At 62.6% G+C, this 20,722-nt stretch carries 19 protein-coding genes; 11 read left to right on the forward strand and 8 right to left on the reverse strand.

The features are described 5' to 3' along the window. Positions 1-3: 3 nt before the first annotated feature. The gene (locus tag B7H23_RS05725; RefSeq protein WP_094076352.1) at positions 4-1,767 is read left to right on the forward strand and encodes a sodium:solute symporter family protein; all 1,764 of its coding nucleotides are present in this window, start codon (positions 4-6) and stop codon (positions 1,765-1,767) included. 483 nt (positions 1,768-2,250) lie between these two features. Further along, positions 2,251-3,438, forward strand: coding sequence for an OpgC family protein (locus B7H23_RS05730; RefSeq protein WP_094076353.1), 1,188 nt, complete (start codon positions 2,251-2,253; stop codon positions 3,436-3,438). Between the two features lie 14 nt (positions 3,439-3,452). Here B7H23_RS05730 and B7H23_RS05735 read toward each other — a convergent pair whose 3' ends face one another. From B7H23_RS05735 to B7H23_RS05745, 3 genes are all read right to left on the reverse strand, one after another. Next, positions 3,453-3,941: a thermonuclease family protein gene (locus B7H23_RS05735; RefSeq protein WP_094076354.1), complete on the reverse strand. Its 489-nt coding sequence runs from the start codon at positions 3,939-3,941 to the stop codon at positions 3,453-3,455. Positions 3,942-4,021: 80 nt separating this feature from the next. Continuing rightward, positions 4,022-4,690, reverse strand: a complete 669-nt coding sequence (locus B7H23_RS05740; protein ID WP_094076355.1) for an outer membrane protein — start codon at positions 4,688-4,690, stop codon at positions 4,022-4,024. 138 nt (positions 4,691-4,828) lie between these two features. Further along, positions 4,829-5,068, reverse strand: coding sequence for a DUF1674 domain-containing protein (locus B7H23_RS05745; protein WP_094076356.1), 240 nt, complete (start codon positions 5,066-5,068; stop codon positions 4,829-4,831). 88 nt (positions 5,069-5,156) lie between these two features. Here B7H23_RS05745 and htpX point away from each other — a divergent pair, with 88 nt between their 5' ends. The 4 genes from htpX (at position 5,157) to purH (ending at position 10,989) form a co-directional block, all read left to right on the forward strand. After that, positions 5,157-6,086, forward strand: a complete 930-nt coding sequence (htpX, locus tag B7H23_RS05750; RefSeq protein WP_094076357.1) for a zinc metalloprotease HtpX — start codon at positions 5,157-5,159, stop codon at positions 6,084-6,086. After that, positions 6,083-7,459, forward strand: a complete 1,377-nt coding sequence (locus B7H23_RS05755) for an RsmB/NOP family class I SAM-dependent RNA methyltransferase (RefSeq protein ID WP_094076913.1) — start codon at positions 6,083-6,085, stop codon at positions 7,457-7,459. The genes htpX and B7H23_RS05755 overlap by 4 nt, the downstream gene beginning before the upstream one ends. An 84-nt stretch (positions 7,460-7,543) precedes the next feature. Continuing rightward, on the forward strand, positions 7,544-9,232 hold the full coding sequence (locus B7H23_RS05760) for a heparinase II/III family protein (protein WP_094076358.1): 1,689 nt from the start codon (positions 7,544-7,546) through the stop codon (positions 9,230-9,232). Positions 9,233-9,372: 140 nt separating this feature from the next. Next, positions 9,373-10,989, forward strand: a complete 1,617-nt coding sequence (purH, locus tag B7H23_RS05765) for a bifunctional phosphoribosylaminoimidazolecarboxamide formyltransferase/IMP cyclohydrolase (RefSeq protein WP_094076359.1) — start codon at positions 9,373-9,375, stop codon at positions 10,987-10,989. 46 nt (positions 10,990-11,035) lie between these two features. On the opposite strand, the gene B7H23_RS05770 is transcribed toward purH, so the two are convergent. Together B7H23_RS05770 and B7H23_RS05775 are read right to left on the reverse strand one after the other, a co-directional pair. Next, positions 11,036-11,380, reverse strand: coding sequence for a hypothetical protein (locus B7H23_RS05770; protein ID WP_094076360.1), 345 nt, complete (start codon positions 11,378-11,380; stop codon positions 11,036-11,038). Then, the gene (locus B7H23_RS05775; RefSeq protein ID WP_094076361.1) at positions 11,377-11,820 is read right to left on the reverse strand and encodes a MarR family winged helix-turn-helix transcriptional regulator; all 444 of its coding nucleotides are present in this window, start codon (positions 11,818-11,820) and stop codon (positions 11,377-11,379) included. Before B7H23_RS05775 ends, B7H23_RS05770 begins: the two co-directional genes overlap by 4 nt. 123 nt (positions 11,821-11,943) lie before the next feature. Between B7H23_RS05775 and B7H23_RS05780 the strand changes: the two genes are divergently transcribed. After that, on the forward strand, positions 11,944-12,405 hold the full coding sequence (locus B7H23_RS05780; RefSeq protein WP_094076362.1) for a hypothetical protein: 462 nt from the start codon (positions 11,944-11,946) through the stop codon (positions 12,403-12,405). A gap of 69 nt (positions 12,406-12,474) precedes the next feature. Here B7H23_RS05780 and acs read toward each other — a convergent pair whose 3' ends face one another. Next, a complete protein-coding gene (gene acs, locus B7H23_RS05785) occupies positions 12,475-14,430 on the reverse strand; it encodes an acetate--CoA ligase (RefSeq protein ID WP_094076363.1) in 1,956 nt (651 codons plus the stop codon). Positions 14,431-14,739: 309 nt separating this feature from the next. Between acs and B7H23_RS05790 the strand changes: the two genes are divergently transcribed. After that, positions 14,740-15,012 (forward strand): usg protein, encoded by a 273-nt coding sequence (locus tag B7H23_RS05790; protein ID WP_094076364.1) that lies wholly within the window; start codon positions 14,740-14,742, stop codon positions 15,010-15,012. Between the two features lie 216 nt (positions 15,013-15,228). Here the strand turns inward: B7H23_RS05790 and B7H23_RS05795 are convergent, their stop codons facing one another. Both B7H23_RS05795 and B7H23_RS05800 read right to left on the reverse strand, forming a co-directional pair. Continuing rightward, entirely contained in the window at positions 15,229-15,894 is a 666-nt protein-coding gene (locus tag B7H23_RS05795; protein WP_094076365.1) for a ZinT family metal-binding protein, read from the reverse strand. Positions 15,895-16,112: 218 nt separating this feature from the next. Further along, positions 16,113-16,790 (reverse strand): YggS family pyridoxal phosphate-dependent enzyme, encoded by a 678-nt coding sequence (locus tag B7H23_RS05800; RefSeq protein WP_094076366.1) that lies wholly within the window; start codon positions 16,788-16,790, stop codon positions 16,113-16,115. A 110-nt stretch (positions 16,791-16,900) separates the two neighbouring features. On the opposite strand from B7H23_RS05800, the gene leuS reads away from it, so the two are divergent. The 3 genes from leuS (at position 16,901) to B7H23_RS05815 (ending at position 20,711) form a co-directional block, all read left to right on the forward strand. Then, positions 16,901-19,507, forward strand: coding sequence for a leucine--tRNA ligase (leuS, locus tag B7H23_RS05805; RefSeq protein WP_094076367.1), 2,607 nt, complete (start codon positions 16,901-16,903; stop codon positions 19,505-19,507). Further along, entirely contained in the window at positions 19,494-20,048 is a 555-nt protein-coding gene (gene lptE / locus B7H23_RS05810; RefSeq protein WP_094076368.1) for an LPS assembly lipoprotein LptE, read from the forward strand. The genes leuS and lptE overlap by 14 nt, the downstream gene beginning before the upstream one ends. A 66-nt stretch (positions 20,049-20,114) precedes the next feature. Then, a complete protein-coding gene (locus tag B7H23_RS05815) occupies positions 20,115-20,711 on the forward strand; it encodes a DUF922 domain-containing protein (RefSeq protein ID WP_094076369.1) in 597 nt (198 codons plus the stop codon). Positions 20,712-20,722: the final 11 nt, after the last annotated feature.

Genomic DNA, 20,722 nt, shown 5'->3' on the forward strand with positions numbered 1-20,722 from the left:
TCGATGAGCCAGTATGCACTCAATCTGATCTTCATCGGTGGATCCTTCCTCCTCTATGTCATTATTGCCTGGGTCTCCCGGGCCGGTTCGACATCCGAGTTCTATGCCGCGAACCGGGGCGTCCATCCCGTGGTCAACGGCATGGCGACGGCCGCCGACTGGATGAGCGCGGCGTCGTTCATCTCCATGGCCGGCCTCATCGCGTTTACCGGCTACGGCAATTCCTCCTTCCTGATGGGCTGGACGGGCGGCTATGTGCTGCTGGCCATGCTGCTTGCGCCTTATCTGCGTAAGTTCGGCAAGTTCACCGTGCCGGAATTCATCGGCGACCGTTTCTATTCCAGGACGGCGCGTCTCGTTGCGGTGTTCTGCCTGATCGTCATTTCGCTCACCTATGTCATCGGACAGATGACGGGCGTCGGCGTCGCCTTCTCGCGCTTCCTCGAAGTCGACAATGCGACCGGCCTTTTCATCGGCGCGGCGATCGTCTTCTTCTACGCGGTGTTCGGCGGCATGAAGGGCATCACCTACACGCAGGTGGCGCAGTATGTGGTGCTGATCTTCGCCTATACGGTTCCGGCGATCTTCATCTCGCTGCAGCTGACGGGCAACCCGTTGCCGCCGCTGGGTCTCTTCGGCGAGGTGTCGGACGGTACGCCGCTTCTGGTCAAACTCGACCAGGTGGTGACGGATCTGGGTTTTGCGGAATACACGTCGCTCAACTCGTCCATGTTCAACATGGTGCTGTTCACCCTGGCGCTGATGATCGGTACGGCAGGCCTGCCGCACGTCATCATCCGCTTCTTCACCGTGCCTCGGGTGCGCGATGCGCGCTATTCGGCCGGCTGGGCGCTGGTGTTCATCGCTCTTCTTTATCTGGTCGCTCCTGCGGTCGGCGCCATGGCCCGCCTCAATCTGATCGACACCGTCTATCCGAACGGCACGCAGGCCGAAGCGCTCGAATATGAAGAGCGTCCGCAATGGATGAAAAACTGGGAAGTCACCGGTCTTCTGAAGTTCGAGGACAAGAATGGCGACGGGCGGATCAATTATTACAACGACGCCAATGAAGAAGCGGCGGCTGCGCTCGCCGGTTCCCCGCAGGGCAATGAGCTCGACGTCAACCGCGACATCCTGGTGCTTGCCAATCCGGAGATCGCGCAATTGCCGAGCTGGGTGATCGCGCTGGTTGCGGCGGGCGGTATTGCGGCGGCCCTTTCGACCGCCGCCGGTCTGCTGCTCGCCATCGCCTCGGCGGTCAGCCACGATCTGATCAAGGGCGCCATCAATCCGACCATTTCGGAGCGGGCGGAACTGATGTGGGCCCGGATTGCGATGGCGGTGACGATCGGCGTGGCGACCTATCTCGGCCTCAATCCGCCGGGATTCGCCGCTCAGACGGTGGCGCTCGCCTTCGGCCTTGCGGCTGCCTCCATCTTCCCTGTGTTGATGATGGGCATCTTCTCCAAGACGGTGAACCGGACCGGCGCGGTCGCCGGTATGCTGGCGGGCCTGTTCTTCACCGTCATCTACATCTTCATCTACAAGGGCTGGTTCTTCATTCCGGATACCAACCAGCTGGCCGATGTGCCGGAGAACTGGTTCTTCGGTGTCGCTCCGACCTCGGTCGGCGCTGTCGGTGCGCTGCTCAACTTCCTGGTGGCCATCGTGGTCTCCAAGATGACGGGCGATGTGCCCGCACACATCAAGGAGCTGGTGGAAAGCGTCCGTACCCCTCGTGGAGCGAGTGCGGCGACCGACCACTGACAGCGCAGAGTGCTGAACGAAACGAACCCCGCCCGGAGCGATCCGGGCGGGGTTTTCCTTTGAAATCGGAAATTTCGCCCTCTTGCGCGGGCCGTGGAAAATCCCCACACTCCGATTCGTGTTCAACGAACGAAAGGAGGTGATCTGATGTCGAGTGTTTACCAGTTCCGTGATGTGGTCTCGGCGGATTGCCTTCGCGGGAAGCAACCTTCCCGCTGACAGCGCATGACGTGCGGCTATCGCCGACTTCGATCGGCCGGCTGACGACCGCACCATGAACGGAAAACACGGGGCCCGTCTGAAAAGACGGGCCCTTTTCCCTTCCGGTTGCCGCTTCTCCTGGACCATGGCCATCGTGCCGCCATGATCTGGGCGCTTTAGCAACGGACCCGCTCAAGCAAGGGACTGCAACGGGACAGGGCGGCATATGCGGCTTCGTGTTCAATGCGCCATCGCGTCCCACCGATTGGTGACCGACATTCCATGACCCCTTCCGCGCCAACAGTGCGTGATACGCGGATCGACGTGATCCGCGCGCTGATCCTGCTATCGATCTTCATCAATCACGTGCCACAGAATCCGCTGGAGTTTCTGACGCATAAGAATTTCGGTTTTTCGGACGCGGCCGAAGCTTTCGTGCTCATTTCGGGGCTTTCGGCGGGCATGGCCTATGGCTCGAAATTTCGGCCCGGAACGGCGCTCGCTGCGACGCTCAAGGCCTGGCGGCGCGCCGGCGTACTCTACATTGCGCAGCTTTGCACAACGCTCTTCACGCTGGCCAGTTTCGGCTTTTTCGCGGTGCTCTGGGCGCGGCCCGATCTGATGGAGAAGATTGCGATCGGCCCGGTGATGGAGCATCCCGCGAAGGCATTCGCCGGTATCGTCCTGATGACCCATCAGCTCGGTTACAACAATATCCTGTCGATCTATGTCGTCATGCTGCTCATGCTGCCACCGATGATCCTGATCGGCCGGCGCAGCATCAGCGCCATGCTGGGGCTCAGCTTCACGCTCTGGCTCGGATGCGGCCTGATGCGGATCGGCCCGCCCAACTGGCCGATGGAAGGAATCTGGTTTCTTAACCCGCTCTCATGGCAGTTCCTGTTCTTCATCGGTGTGGGGGCGATGCTGCATATCCGCGCCGGCGGCACCCTGCCGCGCCATCCGGCGCTGATCGGCCTTGCCGGCTTCTATCTGATCCTGTCGCTTCTGTGGGTCCGCATACCGCTCTGGGGCATCGACGTGTCGTTCGATCTGCCAAGGGTGCTGACCGGCTTCGACAAGACCTTTCTGTCGACCTTTCGCCTGCTCCACGTTTTGGCGGCGGCCTATCTGATCGTGACGCTTCCGCCGCTGTCGCGACTCTTTCGCCGGGACATCGACAATCCGCTGGCCGTCATGGGGCGCCACGCCTTGCCGGTCTTCATCGCCGGCACGATCCTGGCGATGATCCTGCAGCCGCTGCGGATGGTCGCCGAACCGGGGCCGCTTCCGGATGCGGTCCTCGTTATCGGTGGCTGCGGCCTTCTCTTCGCGCTGGCCTACTGGCTGGAATTCGTCGGGCGCCTGAAGCAAAGGACAGCCAGACCGGCATCGGAAAAGGGGCGTGGGGGCGATGGATCGCTGGTTGCCAGCCCGGATGTGCGGCGCATACCTGACAGGGTCGCCTAGCCGAAGCCTGGTCCCTATCGCTCCGTCGCGCCGACGACGATCCGGTCGATCACCTGCGCGGCCACGCCGCCGCCATCGCACCAGTCGATGCGTTTGCCGCCGCGATAGGGCAGGGCATAGCGCTCGTCGATCATGGTGGTCGCCATATCCTTGGAGCCGTCGATGCGCACATCGGCCAGCACGCGACCGAAATATTTGTCCGCCTCGACATTTTGAAGCGTAACCGGACCGGACCGCAGGAGCGTTTCGGCGCGACGAGTGGCGGCCATGCCGGCTACTTTTTCAGCCTTGCAGCCCGGCCGCCGTGTCTCTGGCGTATCGATCCCCTTCACGCGTACCGTATAGCGAAGGCGCATGCCGGGCCAAACCAGCGCATCGGCAACGAAACTGTCCCCGTCGATCACGTTCACGACCGAAACGGCTACCGGGCCGGAGACAATATCTCCAGCCACGGCGCCGTTCGGAAGCGCCAGGGTGCACAGTATGACAAGGGCGAATCGCATGGTGCGATTCTAACTGTGGTTGCAGCGCCCGTGAATCCGAAAAGGGGTCTCCGGGCCGCTTACCGAACGGTATGCGCCGATCAGAACTTGTAGGCGAGGCCGAAGCGAACCGTGTGCATGTCGAGATCGGTATCGATCTCGTTGCCTGCATCCACAGTGAAGGCTGCGTCCTCGAAATCGTAATAGGCGTATTCCGCGCGCAGAACGAAGTTGGAGCCAAGCATGGTCTCCACGCCGCCGCCGACGGTGTAGCCGAGAAGGACCTTGCTCTCGCTGTTCACATTCGCTGCGAAGTCTTCGGTCTCGGTTTCCATGTGGCCCAGCGCCAGGCCACCGGTGCCGTAAACGAGGAAGCGGTCTGCTGCATAGCCGAAGCGCGCGCGGAGCGAACCGAACGCATCGATTTCCGCCCGGCAGTCGAACAATGCCGAGGGGCAATCTGTCTCGCCGTCAATATCGGCGAGGCTCGCCTCGATCTCGGCACCGGCGACGAAAGAGTCGAACTGAAAACTATAGCCGGCATAGAGACCGCCAAAGACGCCGTCGGGGTCCACATCAAGGGTATCGCCGCCCGTCCGATAGGTCCAGTCGGTATCGGCCCAGCCGTAACCCAGTTGCAGGCCGGCATAGGGACCGGTCCAGCTGAAGCTTTCGGCTACCGGTAGCGGATCGTATACCACCACATCAGCTGCCAGAGCCGCCGTTGCGGAAAATCCCAGCGCTGTTGCGAGAAGCGTGACTTTGAACATGGGTGTGCCTCGTCAATTCATTCTTCGTTCCCGACCCGCCATCCCGGCGAATCCCTGCATTGACAAGCATCTAGCGGACAATTTTCCTTTTTGCTGTAACATTGGCGCAACGCTTTGGATTTGCGTGGTGAAATTGCCTTAAAAATCGATGGCGAGGCCCTTTTTCTCCCAGTCGCCGTAGCGAACCGGCTCGCGGCCGCCACGCCCGTCGATCTCGCGCGGCATGGCATCTTCAAAGGCGTCGATCTTCTCGCGGCGTTCCTGGGCCTCTTTCAATGCGCGCTGGGCGGCGGGCGGCAGATCGTCGAAGCGCCGTTTCGGTTCCGCCCCATCGGCAACCTTGTCGCCGCGTCCTGCATTGTCGGTGTTGTTCGTCATGGCGGCCTCGATTGATCCTTTCAGTCCTGCCTCCCATATATGGCTTCAACCTACACTGTGCATCCCTCGACAAGGACGGGCCGGTTCGATGAATTATGTGAAGACGGCAATGCTCATCGCCTTCATGACGGCGCTCTTCATGGGCGTCGGCTTTCTGATCGGCGGACGCAGCGGCATGATGATCGCCTTCGGCGTGGCGGTCGTGATGAATGCCTTTTCCTACTGGAACGCCGACAAGCTTGTGCTGAAGATGCACGGCGCGCGGCAGGTCGATGCGCAAAGCGCGCCGGGCCTTTACCGCATGGTCGAGCGGCTTTCGCAGAATGCCGGCCTGCCCATGCCCAAGGTCTACATTATGGAGAACGACCAGCCGAACGCGTTCGCCACGGGTCGCAACCCCGAAAATGCCGCCGTTGCCGCGACGACCGGTCTGCTGCGCCAGCTCGACGAGCGTGAACTGGCGGGAGTCATGGCGCACGAGCTGGCCCATGTGCAAAACCGCGACACGCTGATCATGACCATCACGGCGACGCTCGCCGGCGCGATCTCCATGCTGGCCAATTTCGCCTTCTTCTTCGGCGGCAATCGCGGCAACAACCCGCTCGGCGTCATCGGACTGCTGGCCACCATGATTGTCGCGCCCCTGGCGGCGATGATCGTGCAGATGGCCATTAGCCGGACCCGCGAATATGCCGCCGACCGGCGCGGTGCGGAAATCTCCGGCGATCCGCTGGCGCTGGCGAGCGCGCTGCAACGCATTGCCGGCGGCGCCAAAGCGATCCCGAACATGGATGCGGAGCGCAATCCTGCGACGGCTCATATGTTCATCATCAATCCGCTGTCCGGCGAGCGGATGGATAGTCTGTTCTCGACCCATCCGGCGACCGCGAACCGCATTGCCGCGCTCAAGGAGATAGCCGGAGACATGGGCGGGGGCGGTGGCTCTGCGCGCGTCAGCGTCCAGCCGGGCAGGGCGCGTGTGCCGACCGGCGCGGGCCGCCGCGGTCCTTGGGCGTGAGTACCAAACCAGCACGCCGACCCAAACGGCACGGCAAGTCCAAGCCTTACGCCGAGCGGCCTATCGATCCGGATAAGCCAGGTCTCGACGTTCGTCTGGCGGCGGCGCGTCTTCTAGCGGCGGTCGTGGATAAAGCAACGCCCCTCGATGCGCTTACCGACGATGAGAACGGTAATCCAGCCTATCTGGCGTTGGACGGGCGGGACAGGGCGCTCTGCCGCGCCATTCTGCTGACCGCGCTTCGCCATCGAGGCAGCCTGTCGGCCTTGATCGCCGAGATGCTCGATCGTCCCCTGCCGCCCAATGCGCGCGCGCTCGATCATCTGCTGCATGTCGGCGCTACACAGATCGTGCATCTGTCCGTGCCCGACAGCGCGGCAGTCGATCTTGCGGTCACCGCCGCCAATGCCGATCCGCGCCTGTCGCGTTTCGCCGCGTTGGTGAACGCCGTGCTGCGCGGCATCGTACGAATGCCGGCTGACAGGCGCGAGCGGATCATGGCCGCTGTGGCCAACGCGCCCGAATGGTTCGCCGATGCCCTAGAACGCGACTACGGCGCGGAAAAATCGAAGGCCATTCTGCAAGCCCACCGGTCGGAAGCATCGGTCGATCTGACCGTAAAGGACGACGCGACGGGCTGGGCGGAACGACTGGACGCCACGCTTCTGCCGAACGGCTCGCTGCGGCTGCCGCACAATACGCCGTCGATCATGACACTGCCGGGCTTCGAAGAAGGCGCATGGTGGGTGCAGGACGCCGCCGCCACGCTACCGGCGCGCCTTCTTGGCGCGAAACCGGATATGCGCATCGCCGATCTCTGCGCCGCGCCCGGCGGCAAGACGGCGCAGCTTGCCCGGACCGGTGCCGACGTCACGGCGGTGGACATCTCCACCTCCCGGCTGCGCCGGCTTGAAGGCAATCTCCGCCGGCTCGGTCTGAATGCCCGAACGGTGCAGTCGGATCTGCGAAAGTGGCAGCCGGAAACGCCGTTCGATGCCGTCCTTCTCGACGCGCCTTGTTCGTCGACTGGCACGGCGCGCCGCCATCCCGATATCCCCTGGACCAAATCGGACGCTGTCGTGGAGAAGATGGCGGCGTTGCAGGCAAATCTTCTCGAACGGTGTATCGCGTTCGTCAGACCCGGCGGGGTTGTCGTCTTCGCCAATTGTTCGCTCGATCGCCGCGAGGGCGAAGCGGTGGCGGCTGCCTTTGCCGATCACGAGCAGGTTGAACCGCTGCCGGTGACAGCCGACGAGATTTCGGGGTTCGAACAGGCCGTTACGGCGGAAGGTTGGATCCGGACAACGCCAGACGACTGGCCAAATCTTGGCGGTGTGGACGGCTTCTTCGCCGCGCGTTTTCGCAGGCTGTGAAAGAGTTATCCACCGGTGACGCTTGGTGATAAGCCGCTGCCGGGCCTAGAACAACACGTCGATTTTTGAATTTCGAATGGGACATTGGCCATAGTCGGGAATTTCGGATCGCTGTTTCGTCTGTTTGCAGACGTTGCAGGCCGGCAACTGGTCAGCCCGTTGCGGACCGGACGGCTGGCGCGACTGCGCGCGCTTCGCCCCGTCTCCACGCCGCCGGCCCTTCTTTTCTCTCCGGCACGTCTGATGGCGGGCGATCCGGGGCGGGCACGCGCCTATTATTCCGGCGAATGGCAATTGGCCGGCCATACGATCGCGGTCGGCGCTGACGGTCCGTTCGCGCGCGCGGATGTGCCGGATGCCTGGCAACGGCAATTGGAGCGTTTTGTCTGGCTGGCCGATTTCCAGGCAGCCAATAGCGATCTTGCGGCGGCGCAGGCGCGGTTTCTGGTCGAGGATTATCTGGCGCGTCCGCTTTTCGCTACGCGCAATGGCCGCAATGTCGGCATCGCAGCGGAACGGGTGCTGCAATGGCTCATGAGCGCGCCGCTTCTGTTTCGTGGGGCGGAGTCGCGTTTTGCATCACAGCTCGGTCGCGGTTTTGTCCGCCATGCGCGGTGGTTGCGCCGGGCGGTCGCGCCTGCGCCGGAACCGCTCGACCGGCTGCGAGGTCGGGCAGCGCTTTTGGCGCTCGCGCTCTGCCTTTCGGACGGCCGCAAACGACTGGATCGGGCGCAGAAGACGTTTCTTGCGGAGCTGGATAGCCAATTGCTGGCCGATGGCGGCCATGCCAGCCGCGATCCGTCCGCTCTACCGGTCATTCTGGACGACCTTCTCTTGCTTCGCCAGGCCTATGGGCATCTGGGACGGGCCCCGCCGAAACCGATCAACGAAGCCATCGAGCGCCTGTTCGTCCTGCTGCGCTTCTTCGATATGGGCGAAGGGCGGCTGGCGCGCTTCAATGGCGGAGGGTGGGTGAATCCCGACTGGGTCCAGGCGCTTCTGGCGGAAGACGCGACTGCGGGCCAACCCGCTGGTCTCGCCGCCGCCTCCCATTACCTTCGCCTCGCGGCTGGAGACTGTGTTCTTCTGGCCGATGTGGGCGGACCGCCGCGACTGGCGTTCTCCGGCCATGCGCATGCCGGTGCCCTGTCCTTCGAAATGTCCGCCGAGGGCGATCCTCTTGTCGTCAATTGCGGGGCGGCGCGCGATCCGGCATCGACCGTCTTCGGCCTGTCGCGGGTCTCGGCCGCGCATTCGACCCTGACGATCGGGGACCGCTCTTCGGTGCAGTTCGCGAGGGCCGGCGGGCTGCTGGAATGGGCCGGCCGGCCCCTTATCGGACCTCTCAATGTCAGTATCGAGCGCGAGGGACCGCATCGCGCGATCATGACTCATGACGGCTACACGGCCCCTTTCGGAGTCATCCACGAACGCTCGCTCATTCTCGCCCCCGACGGCCGCTCGCTTGCCGGGATCGACCGGCTGACGTCGACAGGGCGGAGACCGGGTCTCCAAATCGATGCGCCGGTGACGCTTCGCTTTCACCTTCATCCGGCGGTCGAAGCCTGGCCGAGCCGGGACGGATCGCTCATCCTTGCCACGAATGGCGGCCGCCGCTGGCGCTTCGTGGTCGATGGCCATCATGCAGAACTGACCGACAGCCTCTATCTCGGGCGGACCGGCGATCCCCTCGCCACCCGGCAGATTGAAATCGCGCTATCGGAGGTGACCGCGCCGTTGGCGGTAGAGTGGGGCTTCGTCTACGAAAACTGACAGGAGCCGCCTTTCGAAACCGGTGAAGGGCGCCCCCCATCTCGCCATCGGACAGACATCGTGCTAGGGGCGCGCCATCTCCACCCGTACGCCTTAGCGAGCCCTTTTCCGGCTTGCCATTCATCGACAGGATATGCCCCATGGCCGTCGCCGCAAAAGCCATCACTCCGCCCGACCGCGTGACCATCCGCCGCGCACTGCTCTCGGTTTCCGACAAGACGGGGTTGATCGATCTGGCAAAGGCGCTGAGCGAAAGGGGCGTGGAACTGCTGTCGACCGGCGGCACCGCCAAAGCGATCCGCGAAGCCGGCCTTGCGGTCAAGGACGTCTCCGACGTGACCGGCTTTCCGGAGATCATGGACGGGCGCGTCAAGACATTGCATCCGAACGTTCATGGCGGGTTGCTCGCCATCCGCGATGATGCCGACCACAGGGGCGCGATGGACGAGCACGGGATCGGCGCGATCGATTTGGCCATCATCAATCTCTACCCGTTCGAAGAGGTGCGCGCGGCCGGCGGTGAATACAGGCTGACGGTCGAGAATATCGATATTGGCGGGCCGGCCATGGTGCGCGCCTCGGCCAAGAATCATGCCTATGTTTCCATCGTTGTGGACCCCTCCGACTACGCGCCGCTTCTGGCGCAGATGGCCGAGAATGACGGCGCGACGACCTACGCGTTCCGCCAGCGGCTGGCCGGCAAGGCGTTCGCGCGCACGGCGGCCTATGACGCGGCCATTTCCGGCTGGTTCGCCGAAACGCTGGAGGTGGACGCGCCGGACTATCGCGCCTTTGGCGGCAAGCTCGCAGCCGTCATGCGCTATGGCGAGAACCCGCATCAGAGTGCCGGCTTCTACGCCGACGGGACCGGCCGGCCCGGCGTCGCGACGGCAACGCAGCTTCAGGGCAAGACGCTTTCCTACAACAATATCAACGACACCGACGCCGCATTCGAGCTCGTGGCCGAATTCGAGCCGGAGACGACCGCCGCCGTCGCCATCATCAAGCATGCCAATCCCTGCGGCGTCGCTGAGGGCGAGACGCTGGTGGACGCCTATCGCAAGGCGCTGCGCTGCGACCCGGTTTCGGCCTTCGGCGGAATCGTTGCGCTGAACCGGGCGCTCGATGCCGAAGTGGCAGAAGAAATCGTGAAGGTCTTCACCGAAGTCATCATCGCGCCGGATGCCAGCGAGGACGCCAAGGCCATCATCGCGGCGAAGAAGAATCTGCGCCTGCTGCTCACCGGCGGGCTGCCGGACGCCGCCGCCCGCGGCGCGATGGTCAAGAGCGTCGGCGGGGGGCTTCTGGTGCAGGACCGCGATTTCGGCCGGATCGACGATCTGGACCTGAAAGTGGTGACGAAGCGCGCGCCGAGCGAGCAGGAAATGGCCGATCTCCGCTTCGCTTTCCGCGTCGCCAAGCATGTGAAGAGCAACGCTATCGTTTACGTCAAGGACGGCGCGACGGTGGGCGTGGGTGCCGGACAAATGAGCCGTGTCGACAGCGCCCGCATCGCTGCGCGCAAGAGCGCGGACGCCGCCGAGGCCGCCGGCCTGTCCGAACCGCTGTCGAAGGGCTCGGTCGTCGCCTCGGACGCCTTCTTCCCCTTCGCGGACGGCCTGCTTTCGGCGGTGGAAGCCGGCGCGACGGCGGTCATCCAGCCGGGCGGTTCGATGCGTGACGATGAGGTGATCGCGGCTGCGGACGAGAACGGCATCGCCATGGTGATGACCGGAATGCGCCACTTCCGGCACTGATCGCTTCGCGCGATCCGGCTGCGGCGAGCGGTTCGTCCCGAACCTGTCAGCGCCGGGGATCGCCTTTCGCTTTTTGCTCTTCCGACAGGGCGCTCCACCACTCCGCATAGGCGGTGTTCCACGGCGCTTTGCGCGTTTCGTCCGGCGCGCCATCGTCCCACCAAACGGGGCCGCGTTCGCCGAGACGGCGCTTGGCGGCGTCCACCCTGTTGCGGGCCGCCCGCTTCGTTTCATCGTCAGGCGCATCGCGAACCGCTCTGCGGGCGTCCATCAGATCGTCAACGGCCGCCTGCCGCTCCTCCTCCGAAAGGCGCGGATCGGATTTCCGCCAAAGCCGACCCTTCGCGACGAAATAGCGCCCGTCCGGCGTTTCGGGATAGTCGGTGCTCAAGACGGCCGCTGCGTCTTCTGCAGATTGGCGATGGTGTTGCGCATGAGTTCGATCAGCGCGGTCCGTTCCCACTGCGTCAGTCCCGCCAGAGCGGCTTCGTTGACAGCGCTCGCAGCTTTCGTTGCCGGCTCTTGAAGCGAGCGCGCCCGCTCGGTCAGCCAGTTCTGCTGGGCGCGGCCGTCTTTCGGATGCGGCTTTCTCTCAATCAGCCCGTCTCGCGCCATGCGCTTCAGCGTATTGGCCATCGTCGCCTGTTCGACATCGAGCCGCCCGACCAGCTCGGCCTGGGTCAGCCCGTCATCCTCCCATAATTCCAGCAGCGTCATGAACTGCGCCGGCGCAAGGTTCAGCGGCGCGATCCTGCGCTGCAAGCCGATCGCGAAAAGGCGGGCCATGTGATTGGCCAGATAACCAGCCGAGAAATCCTTATCGAACATCATCCACCTTATCGAACATCATCCACCTTATCGAACATCATCCACCTTATTGAACATCATCCACCTTATTGAATAGCTGACTATCTATAATTATATATAGCAAGGTATATAAATGGAGCGATTGCCATGACTCGTCTTGTCCATCCCGTTGCCGGCGCTCTCGCCCTGCTGACAATTCTGTCATTCTGGCTGTCGACGGCCCTTGTCGAACTGTTTGGCACCATACCGATGATCGTGCTGGTGAAACAGGCCATACCATGGGGGTTCCTGTTACTCGTTCCCTCGCTGGCGATTGCCGGAGGCTCCGGCATGGCGCTCAACAGAGGGCGCACCGGTGGCCTCGGCATGGAGAAGAAGAGGCGTATGCCCTTCATCGCCGCCAACGGTATCCTGATTCTGGCGCCCGCCGCGTTCTTTCTGGCGTGGAAGGCCGGACAGGGGCAGTTGGATGCGGCTTTTTACGCGGTGCAGATCGTCGAATTGCTCGCGGGCGCGGTCAATGTCGTGCTGCTCGGTCTCAACATGCGGGACGGTCTGCGAATGACTGGCCGCATTGGCAACCGGCGCGCACGTCGCAAACCCGCCTGACGGGCCGTGACGGCAGGAAAGGCAAAGGCGGGCCTGAGCCCGCCTTCCGTCCGGTTTCGATTGGAAGGGTCAGCCCTTCTTGTTCTGCCGGTTGTCGATCAGATCGTCCACGACTTCCGGTTCGGCGAGCGTTGACGTGTCGCCCAGGCTGCCGAAATCGTCCTCGGCGATCTTGCGCAGGATGCGCCGCATGATCTTGCCGGAGCGGGTCTTCGGCAAGCCTGGCGCGAACTGGATCATGTCGGGCGATGCAATCGGGCCAATCTCTTCGCGGACGTGATTGCGCAATTCCTTGCGCAACTCCTCGGACGGCTCCTCGCCCGACATCAGCGTCACATAGCAATAGATGCCCTGACCCTTCACGTCGTGCGGATAGCCGACGACCGCGGCCTCGGAGACCTTCGGATGGGAGACAAGGGCGCTTTCGACCTCGGCGGTGCCCATGCGGTGGCCGGACACGTTGATGACGTCGTCGACGCGGCCTGTGATCCAGTAATAGCCGTCGGCGTCGCGGCGCGCGCCGTCGCCGGAGAAGTAATAGCCCTGATATTGCTGGAAATAGGTGTTGGCGAAGCGCTCGTGATCGCCATAGACGGTGCGCATCTGGCCCGGCCAGCTATCGGCAATGGCGAGGACGCCCTCCGCCTCGGTCGTCTCGATCACCTTGCCGCTCTCCGCTTCCAGCATGACCGGGCGGACGCCGAAGAAGGGGTTGGTGGCGGAGCCGGGCTTGAGCGGTGTCGCGCCGGGTAGCGGCGTGATGAGGTGACCGCCCGTTTCGGTCTGCCACCATGTGTCGACGATGGGCGTCGTTCCCTTGCCGATCTTATGGAAATACCAGTCCCAGGCTTCCGGATTGATCGGCTCACCGACCGTGCCCAGTACTTTCAGCGTCGAAAGATCGTGGCCTTCGACGAAGCTGTCGCCTTTGCCCATCAGTGCGCGAATGGCGGTGGGTGCGGTGTAGAACTGGTTGACCTTGTGCTTGTCGATGACCTGCCAGAAGCGGGATGCATCCGGGTAGGTCGGTACGCCCTCGAACATCAGCGTCGTCGCGCCATTGGCGAGCGGGCCGTAAACGATATAGCTGTGGCCGGTGACCCATCCGATATCGGCGCCGCACCAGTAGATATCGCCGGGATGGTAATCGAAGACGATTTCCTGGGTCATCGACGTCCAGAGCAGATAGCCGCCGGAGGTGTGCACCACGCCCTTGGGCTTGCCGGTGGAGCCAGACGTGTAGAGGACGAAAAGCGGATCTTCGGCGTTCATCACTTCCGGTTCGCAATCGTTTGCGACCGCCTGCTCCATCTCGTGCAGCCAGAAATCGCGGCCATCCTGCATGGTCACATCGTCGCCGACGCGCTTGATTACGAGACATTTGACGTCGTCGCCGCATTTTGCGAGCGCCTTGTCCGCATTGGTCTTGAGCGGCGTTTTGCGGCCGCCGCGCGGCGCGAAGTCGGCGGTGATGAGAAGCTTGGCGTCGCAATCGTTGATGCGGTCGGCCAGAGCGTCCGGCGAAAAGCCGGCGAAGACGATGGAGTGGATGGCGCCGATGCGGGCGCAGGCCAGCATAGCGAAGGCGGCCTGCGGGATCATTGGCAGATAGATAACGACGCGGTCGCCCTTGCCGACGCCCATCTCCTTCAGGACATTGGCGAATTTGCAGACATGCGAATGAAGCTGCTGGTAGGTGATGTGCTGTGCGTCTTCGTCCGGGCTGTCCGGCTCCCAGATGATGGCCGTCTGGTTGCCCTTGTCCTTCAGATGACGGTCGATGCAATTAGCGGAAACGTTCAGTTCGCCGTCCTCGAACCATTTGATCGAAATGTCGGGATAGTTGAAATTGACGTCCTTGATCTTCGTCGGCTCCTTGATCCAGTCGAGCCGCTGCATGTGCTCCTTCCAGAAACCATCCGGATCGTCGATCGAGCGCTTGTACATCTCCTCATACTGCTCGGCATTGACGAGGGCGCGCTCCTTCCATGCATCCTGAACCGGATGCACCTGTACGTCACTCATGATGTCCTCCCTCCAAAAATCTCCGCGGCCAAGCCGCTATCGTTCGCCGGGCGTCTTATCCGACGTCCCGTTTCGTCCATGCGACAAGTAACGCGTGGCGAGCCGCTCTCCAATTGGACATTCGGTGAGTATTGAGCGCGCCGGTCTCCGGCGCAATACCGGTTCGCGTGGACGAGAACAGGCTGTTAGCAGTCATCTTCATAGAGCGGTAACAAACTGAAGAAAAACAATGATCCGGTTCCGTTAACATGCTGTTAACCTTGTTCCACCTTCAATTGTCCGGTGAAACAGGAACAGGAGCGAGCCGAAATGAGCGATCAGCGCGAAATGGAACTCATGCTCAAAGGTTACGGTCTCACCACGGCCGAGATCCTCTACCGTATGCCGGATCACCCCGATTTTCTGCAAACCTATCTGTGGCAGGACTACGATGTGGCGCCGCGCTTTCCGGCCATGAAGAAATTTCTCAATTTCTGGCAGGAAAAACTGGATGGCCCGCTGCATTCGATCCGCTATTGCCATCGCCGACTGATCCGCCCGGGCGAGTGGAAAAACGTGGCCGGGGAAATCCAGCTGCACTGAGCTGGCGTACCCGCGTCGAAAGGCGCCTGGCGATCGGCCCGCCCGGACCGAAATGCCGGCGTGCCGACCCCATAGGTCGACACGCCAGCGGCAGACCGGGACGAAAGAGCGATCGAAACCGACGCGGGCACGATGGGGGTTTCCGCACCTGCGCCGGATCGCCCATCCGAGCGGGAAGCTTCTCCGGCCCGATCTGCGATACCGGATTGTCCGCGGTCAGTGCGCGGTCATCTCCTCGACGATCTGCTCGCCATTCAAGGACGACGGGTAATAAGTCGGCCAGTTGGTCAGCTCGCTCAGAAGAGCTTCGCGGTCGTCGCCCCAGTAGAGGTGATAATGACCGGCTTTGCCCGGCGCGATCTGGTGGTCGCTGAACTGAATGATCTCCGGGGCACTGTCATCGCCATCGACCTTCTTGAAGATAAAGCGGACGCCGCGATTGCCCTTTTCATAATTCAGGATTTCATAGCCATCCTCTTCGTAAAGGCCCGTGGCGGCTTCAGCGCCCTTATGGAAGGTGATGCGATCGCCATCGATGACGATACGGTCCACATCGGTTCTATAGCCGGTGGTGTAGTAGGCCTTGTATTCCTCGGCGGTCTTGTCGCCGGACTCGGCCTTGTGCGCCCAGACCGGTTCGAGCGTGCCGTCTTCCAGATAGGGGTAGACCGACTGCCAGTCGCCCTGCCAGTCGGCAAGCGTTCGGCTCTTGATCTGGCTGTCCTCAAAATAGCCTTTGTAGACCGACTTTTCCGCGGATTTCTCGCCGTGCGCGTGGCTGTTATGATTTGTGGTCTTCTCCGCTGCCTGAAGCGGCACTGGAAGAAGCACCATCGAACTTACGGCAAGGATGCCGGCAGATTTCGCTATGATAGACCGCATTGTTCGTGACCTCATCGGGGTTCAGAAGGGATATTGCTATTATGTTATAACATAACAGTTCTGAGTTATGCGGTATCGCGTTGCGTTGCAATCCCCTGGTATCGAACTTCCGGAAAGCGGGCCCCGATCGGGCTGCCTGTCAGGATCAGCAGCGAAGGAGGCGGCGGTCCACGCTTTGACAGTCGTGCCGATTGCTCGGCGCGAACCGGGCGAAGACCTCAGGCGGTGCCGTAGTCCCTTTCGCCGAAAATGGCCGAGCCGACGCGGATGTGGGTCGCGCCGAAACGTATTGCGGTTTCGTAATCGGCGCTCATGCCCATGGATAGCATGGAAACGCCGGCCTCGTTCGCCAGTTTTTCCAGAAGCGCGAAATGAGGGCCGGGATTTTCGTCGACCGGCGGAATGCACATCAGCCCGTCAATGGTCAGGCCGTGTTCGTCGCGGCAGCGGGCGACGAAGGCGACGGCCTCTTCCGGCGCGATGCCCGCCTTCTGCTCCTCCTTGCCGGTGTTGACCTGCACCAGAAGACGCGGGGCCTTGCCCTGCTTCTCGATTTCTTTGGCCAGTTCCTTCGCGATCTTCTCGCGATCGACCGTTTCGATCACATCGAACAGAGCGACGGCATCGGCCGCCTTGTTGCTTTGGAGCGGGCCGATCAGATGGAGTTCGATGTCCGGATAGTCTTCACGCAACGCCGGCCATTTGCCCTGCGCTTCCTGCACGCGGTTCTCGCCGAAGACGCGCTGACCGGCCTCCAGCACGGGGTGGATGGTCTCGGCGTCATGCGTTTTGGACACGGCGACGAGCGTGATGTCGGTGGCCGGACGGCCAGCCTCGCCGGCGACCGTCTTCATGGCCCGTTTTACCTCATCGAGCCGTTCGGCTGCCCTGCTCATCGTTTCCGCTTCCCTCTCTGCAATGCTGCGACGGTTGACGCTTTTCGCAAAGCATGGTCAAGCATCCGCCGATCATCCGCCAGAACTGACAAGATAGAAAAGCTCCGACCATGGCAACCGAGCGCTACAATTCCCGAACCGTCGAGCCGAAATGGCAGGCTGCCTGGGAGGACAAGAAGCTCTTCGAAACCGACAAGGACGATCCGCGCGAGCCCTATTACGTGCTCGAGATGTTTCCCTATCCGTCCGGGCGCATCCATATCGGCCATGTGCGCAATTACACGATGGGCGACGTGGTGGCGCGCTACAAGCGGGCGAAGGAGTTTGCCGTGCTGCACCCGATGGGTTGGGATGCGTTCGGCATGCCGGCGGAAAACGCGGCGATGGCCAACGAGACCCATCCGGGCGCCTGGACCTACGCCAATATCGATACGATGCGCGGCCAGCTGAAGAGCATGGGCCTGTCGCTGGACTGGTCGCGCGAATTCGCCACCTGCGATGTCGACTACTACCACCGCCAGCAGATGCTGTTCCTCGACATGCTGGAAGCGGGCCTCGTCACCCGCAAGAAGAGCCGTGTGAACTGGGACCCCGTCGACATGACGGTGCTGGCCAATGAACAGGTGATCGACGGGCGCGGCTGGCGCTCCGGCGCCGAGGTGGAACAGCGCGAACTGGTGCAGTGGTTTTTCAAGATTTCCGATTTCTCGGACGATTTGCTGGCATCGCTCGATGAGTTGCCGAACTGGCCGGACAAGGTCCGCACCATGCAACGGAACTGGATCGGCAAGAGCGAGGGGCTGCAGATCCGCTGGGCGCTGACCGAGAGCGCGCCGGACGGGTTCGACGAGATCGAGGTCTATACGACACGGCCCGACACGCTCTATGGCGCGTCCTTCATGGCGATCGCGCCGGACCATTCGCTCAGCGCGAAGCTGGCCGAGGATAATGCCGACCTTGCCGCCTTCAACGCCGAGTGCAAGCGCATGGGCACGTCGGTCGCCGCGCTGGAAACGGCGGAGAAGAAGGGGTTCGACACCGGGCTTTTCGTGCGCCACCCGCTCGACCCTGACTGGAAGGTGCCGGTCTATGTCGCCAATTTCGTCCTGACCGATTACGGCACGGGCGCGCTGTTCGGCTGCCCGGCGCACGATCAGCGCGACTTCGAATTCGCCACCAAATACGATCTGCCGATCGTACCGGTCGTCGCGCCGGGCGGCGAGGCGCCGGACATCTCCAAAAGCGCTTATGATGGCGACGGGGTGATGATCAATTCGCGCGATCTGAACGGTATGACGAGCGATGCGGCCTTCGAGGCGGTGGCCGACAGGCTCGGCGGCGAAATGCTGGACGGCCGCCCGGTTGCCGAGCGGCAAATCAAATACAAGCTGCGCGACTGGGGCGTGTCGCGCCAGCGCTATTGGGGCTGCCCGATCCCGGTCGTCCATTGCGACAGCTGCGGCACGGTGCCGCTGACGAAGGCCGATCTGCCGGTCAAGCTGCCGGAGGACGTCTCGTTCGACAAGCCGGGCAATCCGCTCGACCGTCACCCAACCTGGCGTGACGTGACCTGCCCGAAATGCGGCGGGCCGGCCCAGCGCGAAACCGACACAATGGACACATTCGTCGATTCGTCCTGGTATTTCGCGCGTTTCACCGCGCCGCATGCCGACACGCCAACCGAGCCGGATCTGGCCAATCGCTGGCTGCCGGTCGACCAGTATATCGGCGGCATCGAACACGCGATCCTGCATCTGCTCTATTCGCGCTTCTTCACCCGCGCGATGAAGGCGACCGGCCATCTGGATCTGACCGAGCCGTTCAGGGGGCTCTTCACCCAGGGCATGGTCGTTCACGAGACCTACAAGGCTGCGGACGGGCAATATGTCACGCCCGCCGAGGTGCGCGTCGAAGGCGAGGGCGAGCAGCGCCGCGCGGTTCTGGTCGCGTCGGGCGAGCCGGTCGAAATCGGCGGCATCGAGAAGATGAGCAAGTCGAAGAAGAACGTGGTGGACCCGGAGGAGATTCTGGCTTCCTACGGTGCGGATACGGCGCGGTTCTTCATGCTGTCGGACAGTCCGCCGGAGCGCGACGTGATCTGGACGGAAGGCGGCGTAGAGGGCGCGCATCGCTTCGTGCAGCGCGTCTGGCGGCTTTTGTCGGAAGCCGCACCGGTTTTGAGGGGCGCCGAGCCCAAGCCGGCGACGGAGGGTGAGGCGGCCGCCATCTCCAAGATCGCGCACCGAACGGTGAAGGCGGTCGGCCAAGACATCGAGAAGCTGGCCTTCAACAAGGCTGTCGCGCGCTTCTATGAACTGGTGAACGCGCTGGCGGCGCCGCTTCAGAATGCGGCGACAAGCAACGATGCAGCGATGCATGGCGCATTGGCCGATGCGGCGGACAAGCTGGTCGCCATGCTCGCGCCGATGATGCCGCATCTGGCCGAGGAATGCTGGCAGATGCTCGGTCATGACGAGATGATCGCCGAGACCGCATGGCCCTCTTATGACGAAGCGCTGATCGAAGACGATACGATAACATTGCCCGTCCAGGTGAACGGAAAAAAGCGCGCGGATGTCACAGTGGGCAAGAATGCGGACAGGGAAGAGGTCGAAGCCGCTGCACTTGCTCTCGACGCGGTGGCGAAGATGCTGGATGGTGGCGCGCCGAAGAAGGTGATCGTGGTGCCGGGGAGAATCGTCAATGTGGTCGTATGATCGGGCCAGGGCCGCCCTTCGAACAATCCTTGGCGCTTTGGTTTTGTCGTTGCTGGCTGCCTGCACGGTGCAACCGCTTTATGGCACTGCTGGCGGGCCGACGGCGAACCGCCTTCCAATCGAAGTGGCCGATATCGGCACCCGCGCAGGCTTCATGCTGCGAGACGAACTGGTTTTTCTGATCAATGGTGGTCGCAGCCAGCCGAACGCCGCGCCGTTCCGGCTGGAGGTCGATCTTCGCAAGAAGGTCCGGACGTCCAATACCGCGAAGATCGCCGACGGCGATATCAGCCGGACGTTTGCCGGCCAGGTCGAATTGCGTGGCACCTATACGCTGCTCAATATCGAAACCGGTGAGACCATTGCGACGGGCCAGCGCCGCGCCTTTGCACAATACGACCGTTCGACCCAGCTTTACGCGCTGCGTTCCGCCGAAGAGGACGCCGAGGAAGACGCCGCGCGCGAACTGGCGCGGATCATCGTTCTGGCACTCAATGCGAAGCTGAAGAATTACGCGCCGCCGCAGGTGGTGGCGAAGTAGGTCAAACGAAAGAAGGCAGGCCGGCAGTATGACAACGGGCCGGCCGGCCAAACGGGGGGCAGTGTCTTGTCGCGCAATCGTCTTGTCGTCGCCACGCTACTGTTCGGTCTCAGCCTTCTTGCCGGTGGCTGCGCCACAACGAATGTCTCGACCAGCTATTACGACATTTCGGGAACCAGCAGCAAAGAACTCGATCGGGAGATCAACCGAAAAGGGCCGACCACCCATCAGGGCAAGGCGATCGCCACGGCGGCCATAAGCATGAAGCCGCTGGCCTTCGACCTGGATCGCCGGGGTGGCCGATGCAGCATCCGCCGTGTAAAATTCGGCATCGACGCCAATATCACCCTACCGCGCTGGCGTGAAGAAGCGCTGACCAAGGACAAGAATTTGCGGCGGAACTGGAAGGGCTTTGCCGCCTATGCCCGCGCTCATGAGGAGGCGCATGTCGAGATCGCAAAAGCGTTCGTGCGGCTTCTGGAAAAAGAGCTGCTGGCCATTCCGCCGCAGCCGACATGCGAGGCATTGAAAACCCGCTCCCGCAGGATCACGAAACGGCTCGGCCGTCTGCATGAAGAGGCGCAGAATGCCTTCGACGCCAGCGAGAAGACGCGCATCGCGCGAATCCTCGCCGATGCCAAGCAGACGAAAAAGAACAGTTGAGCGCCTTCGGT

The organism is Notoacmeibacter marinus (assembly GCF_002238045.1).
GTDB classification, from domain to species: Bacteria; Pseudomonadota; Alphaproteobacteria; order Rhizobiales; family Rhizobiaceae; genus Notoacmeibacter; species Notoacmeibacter marinus.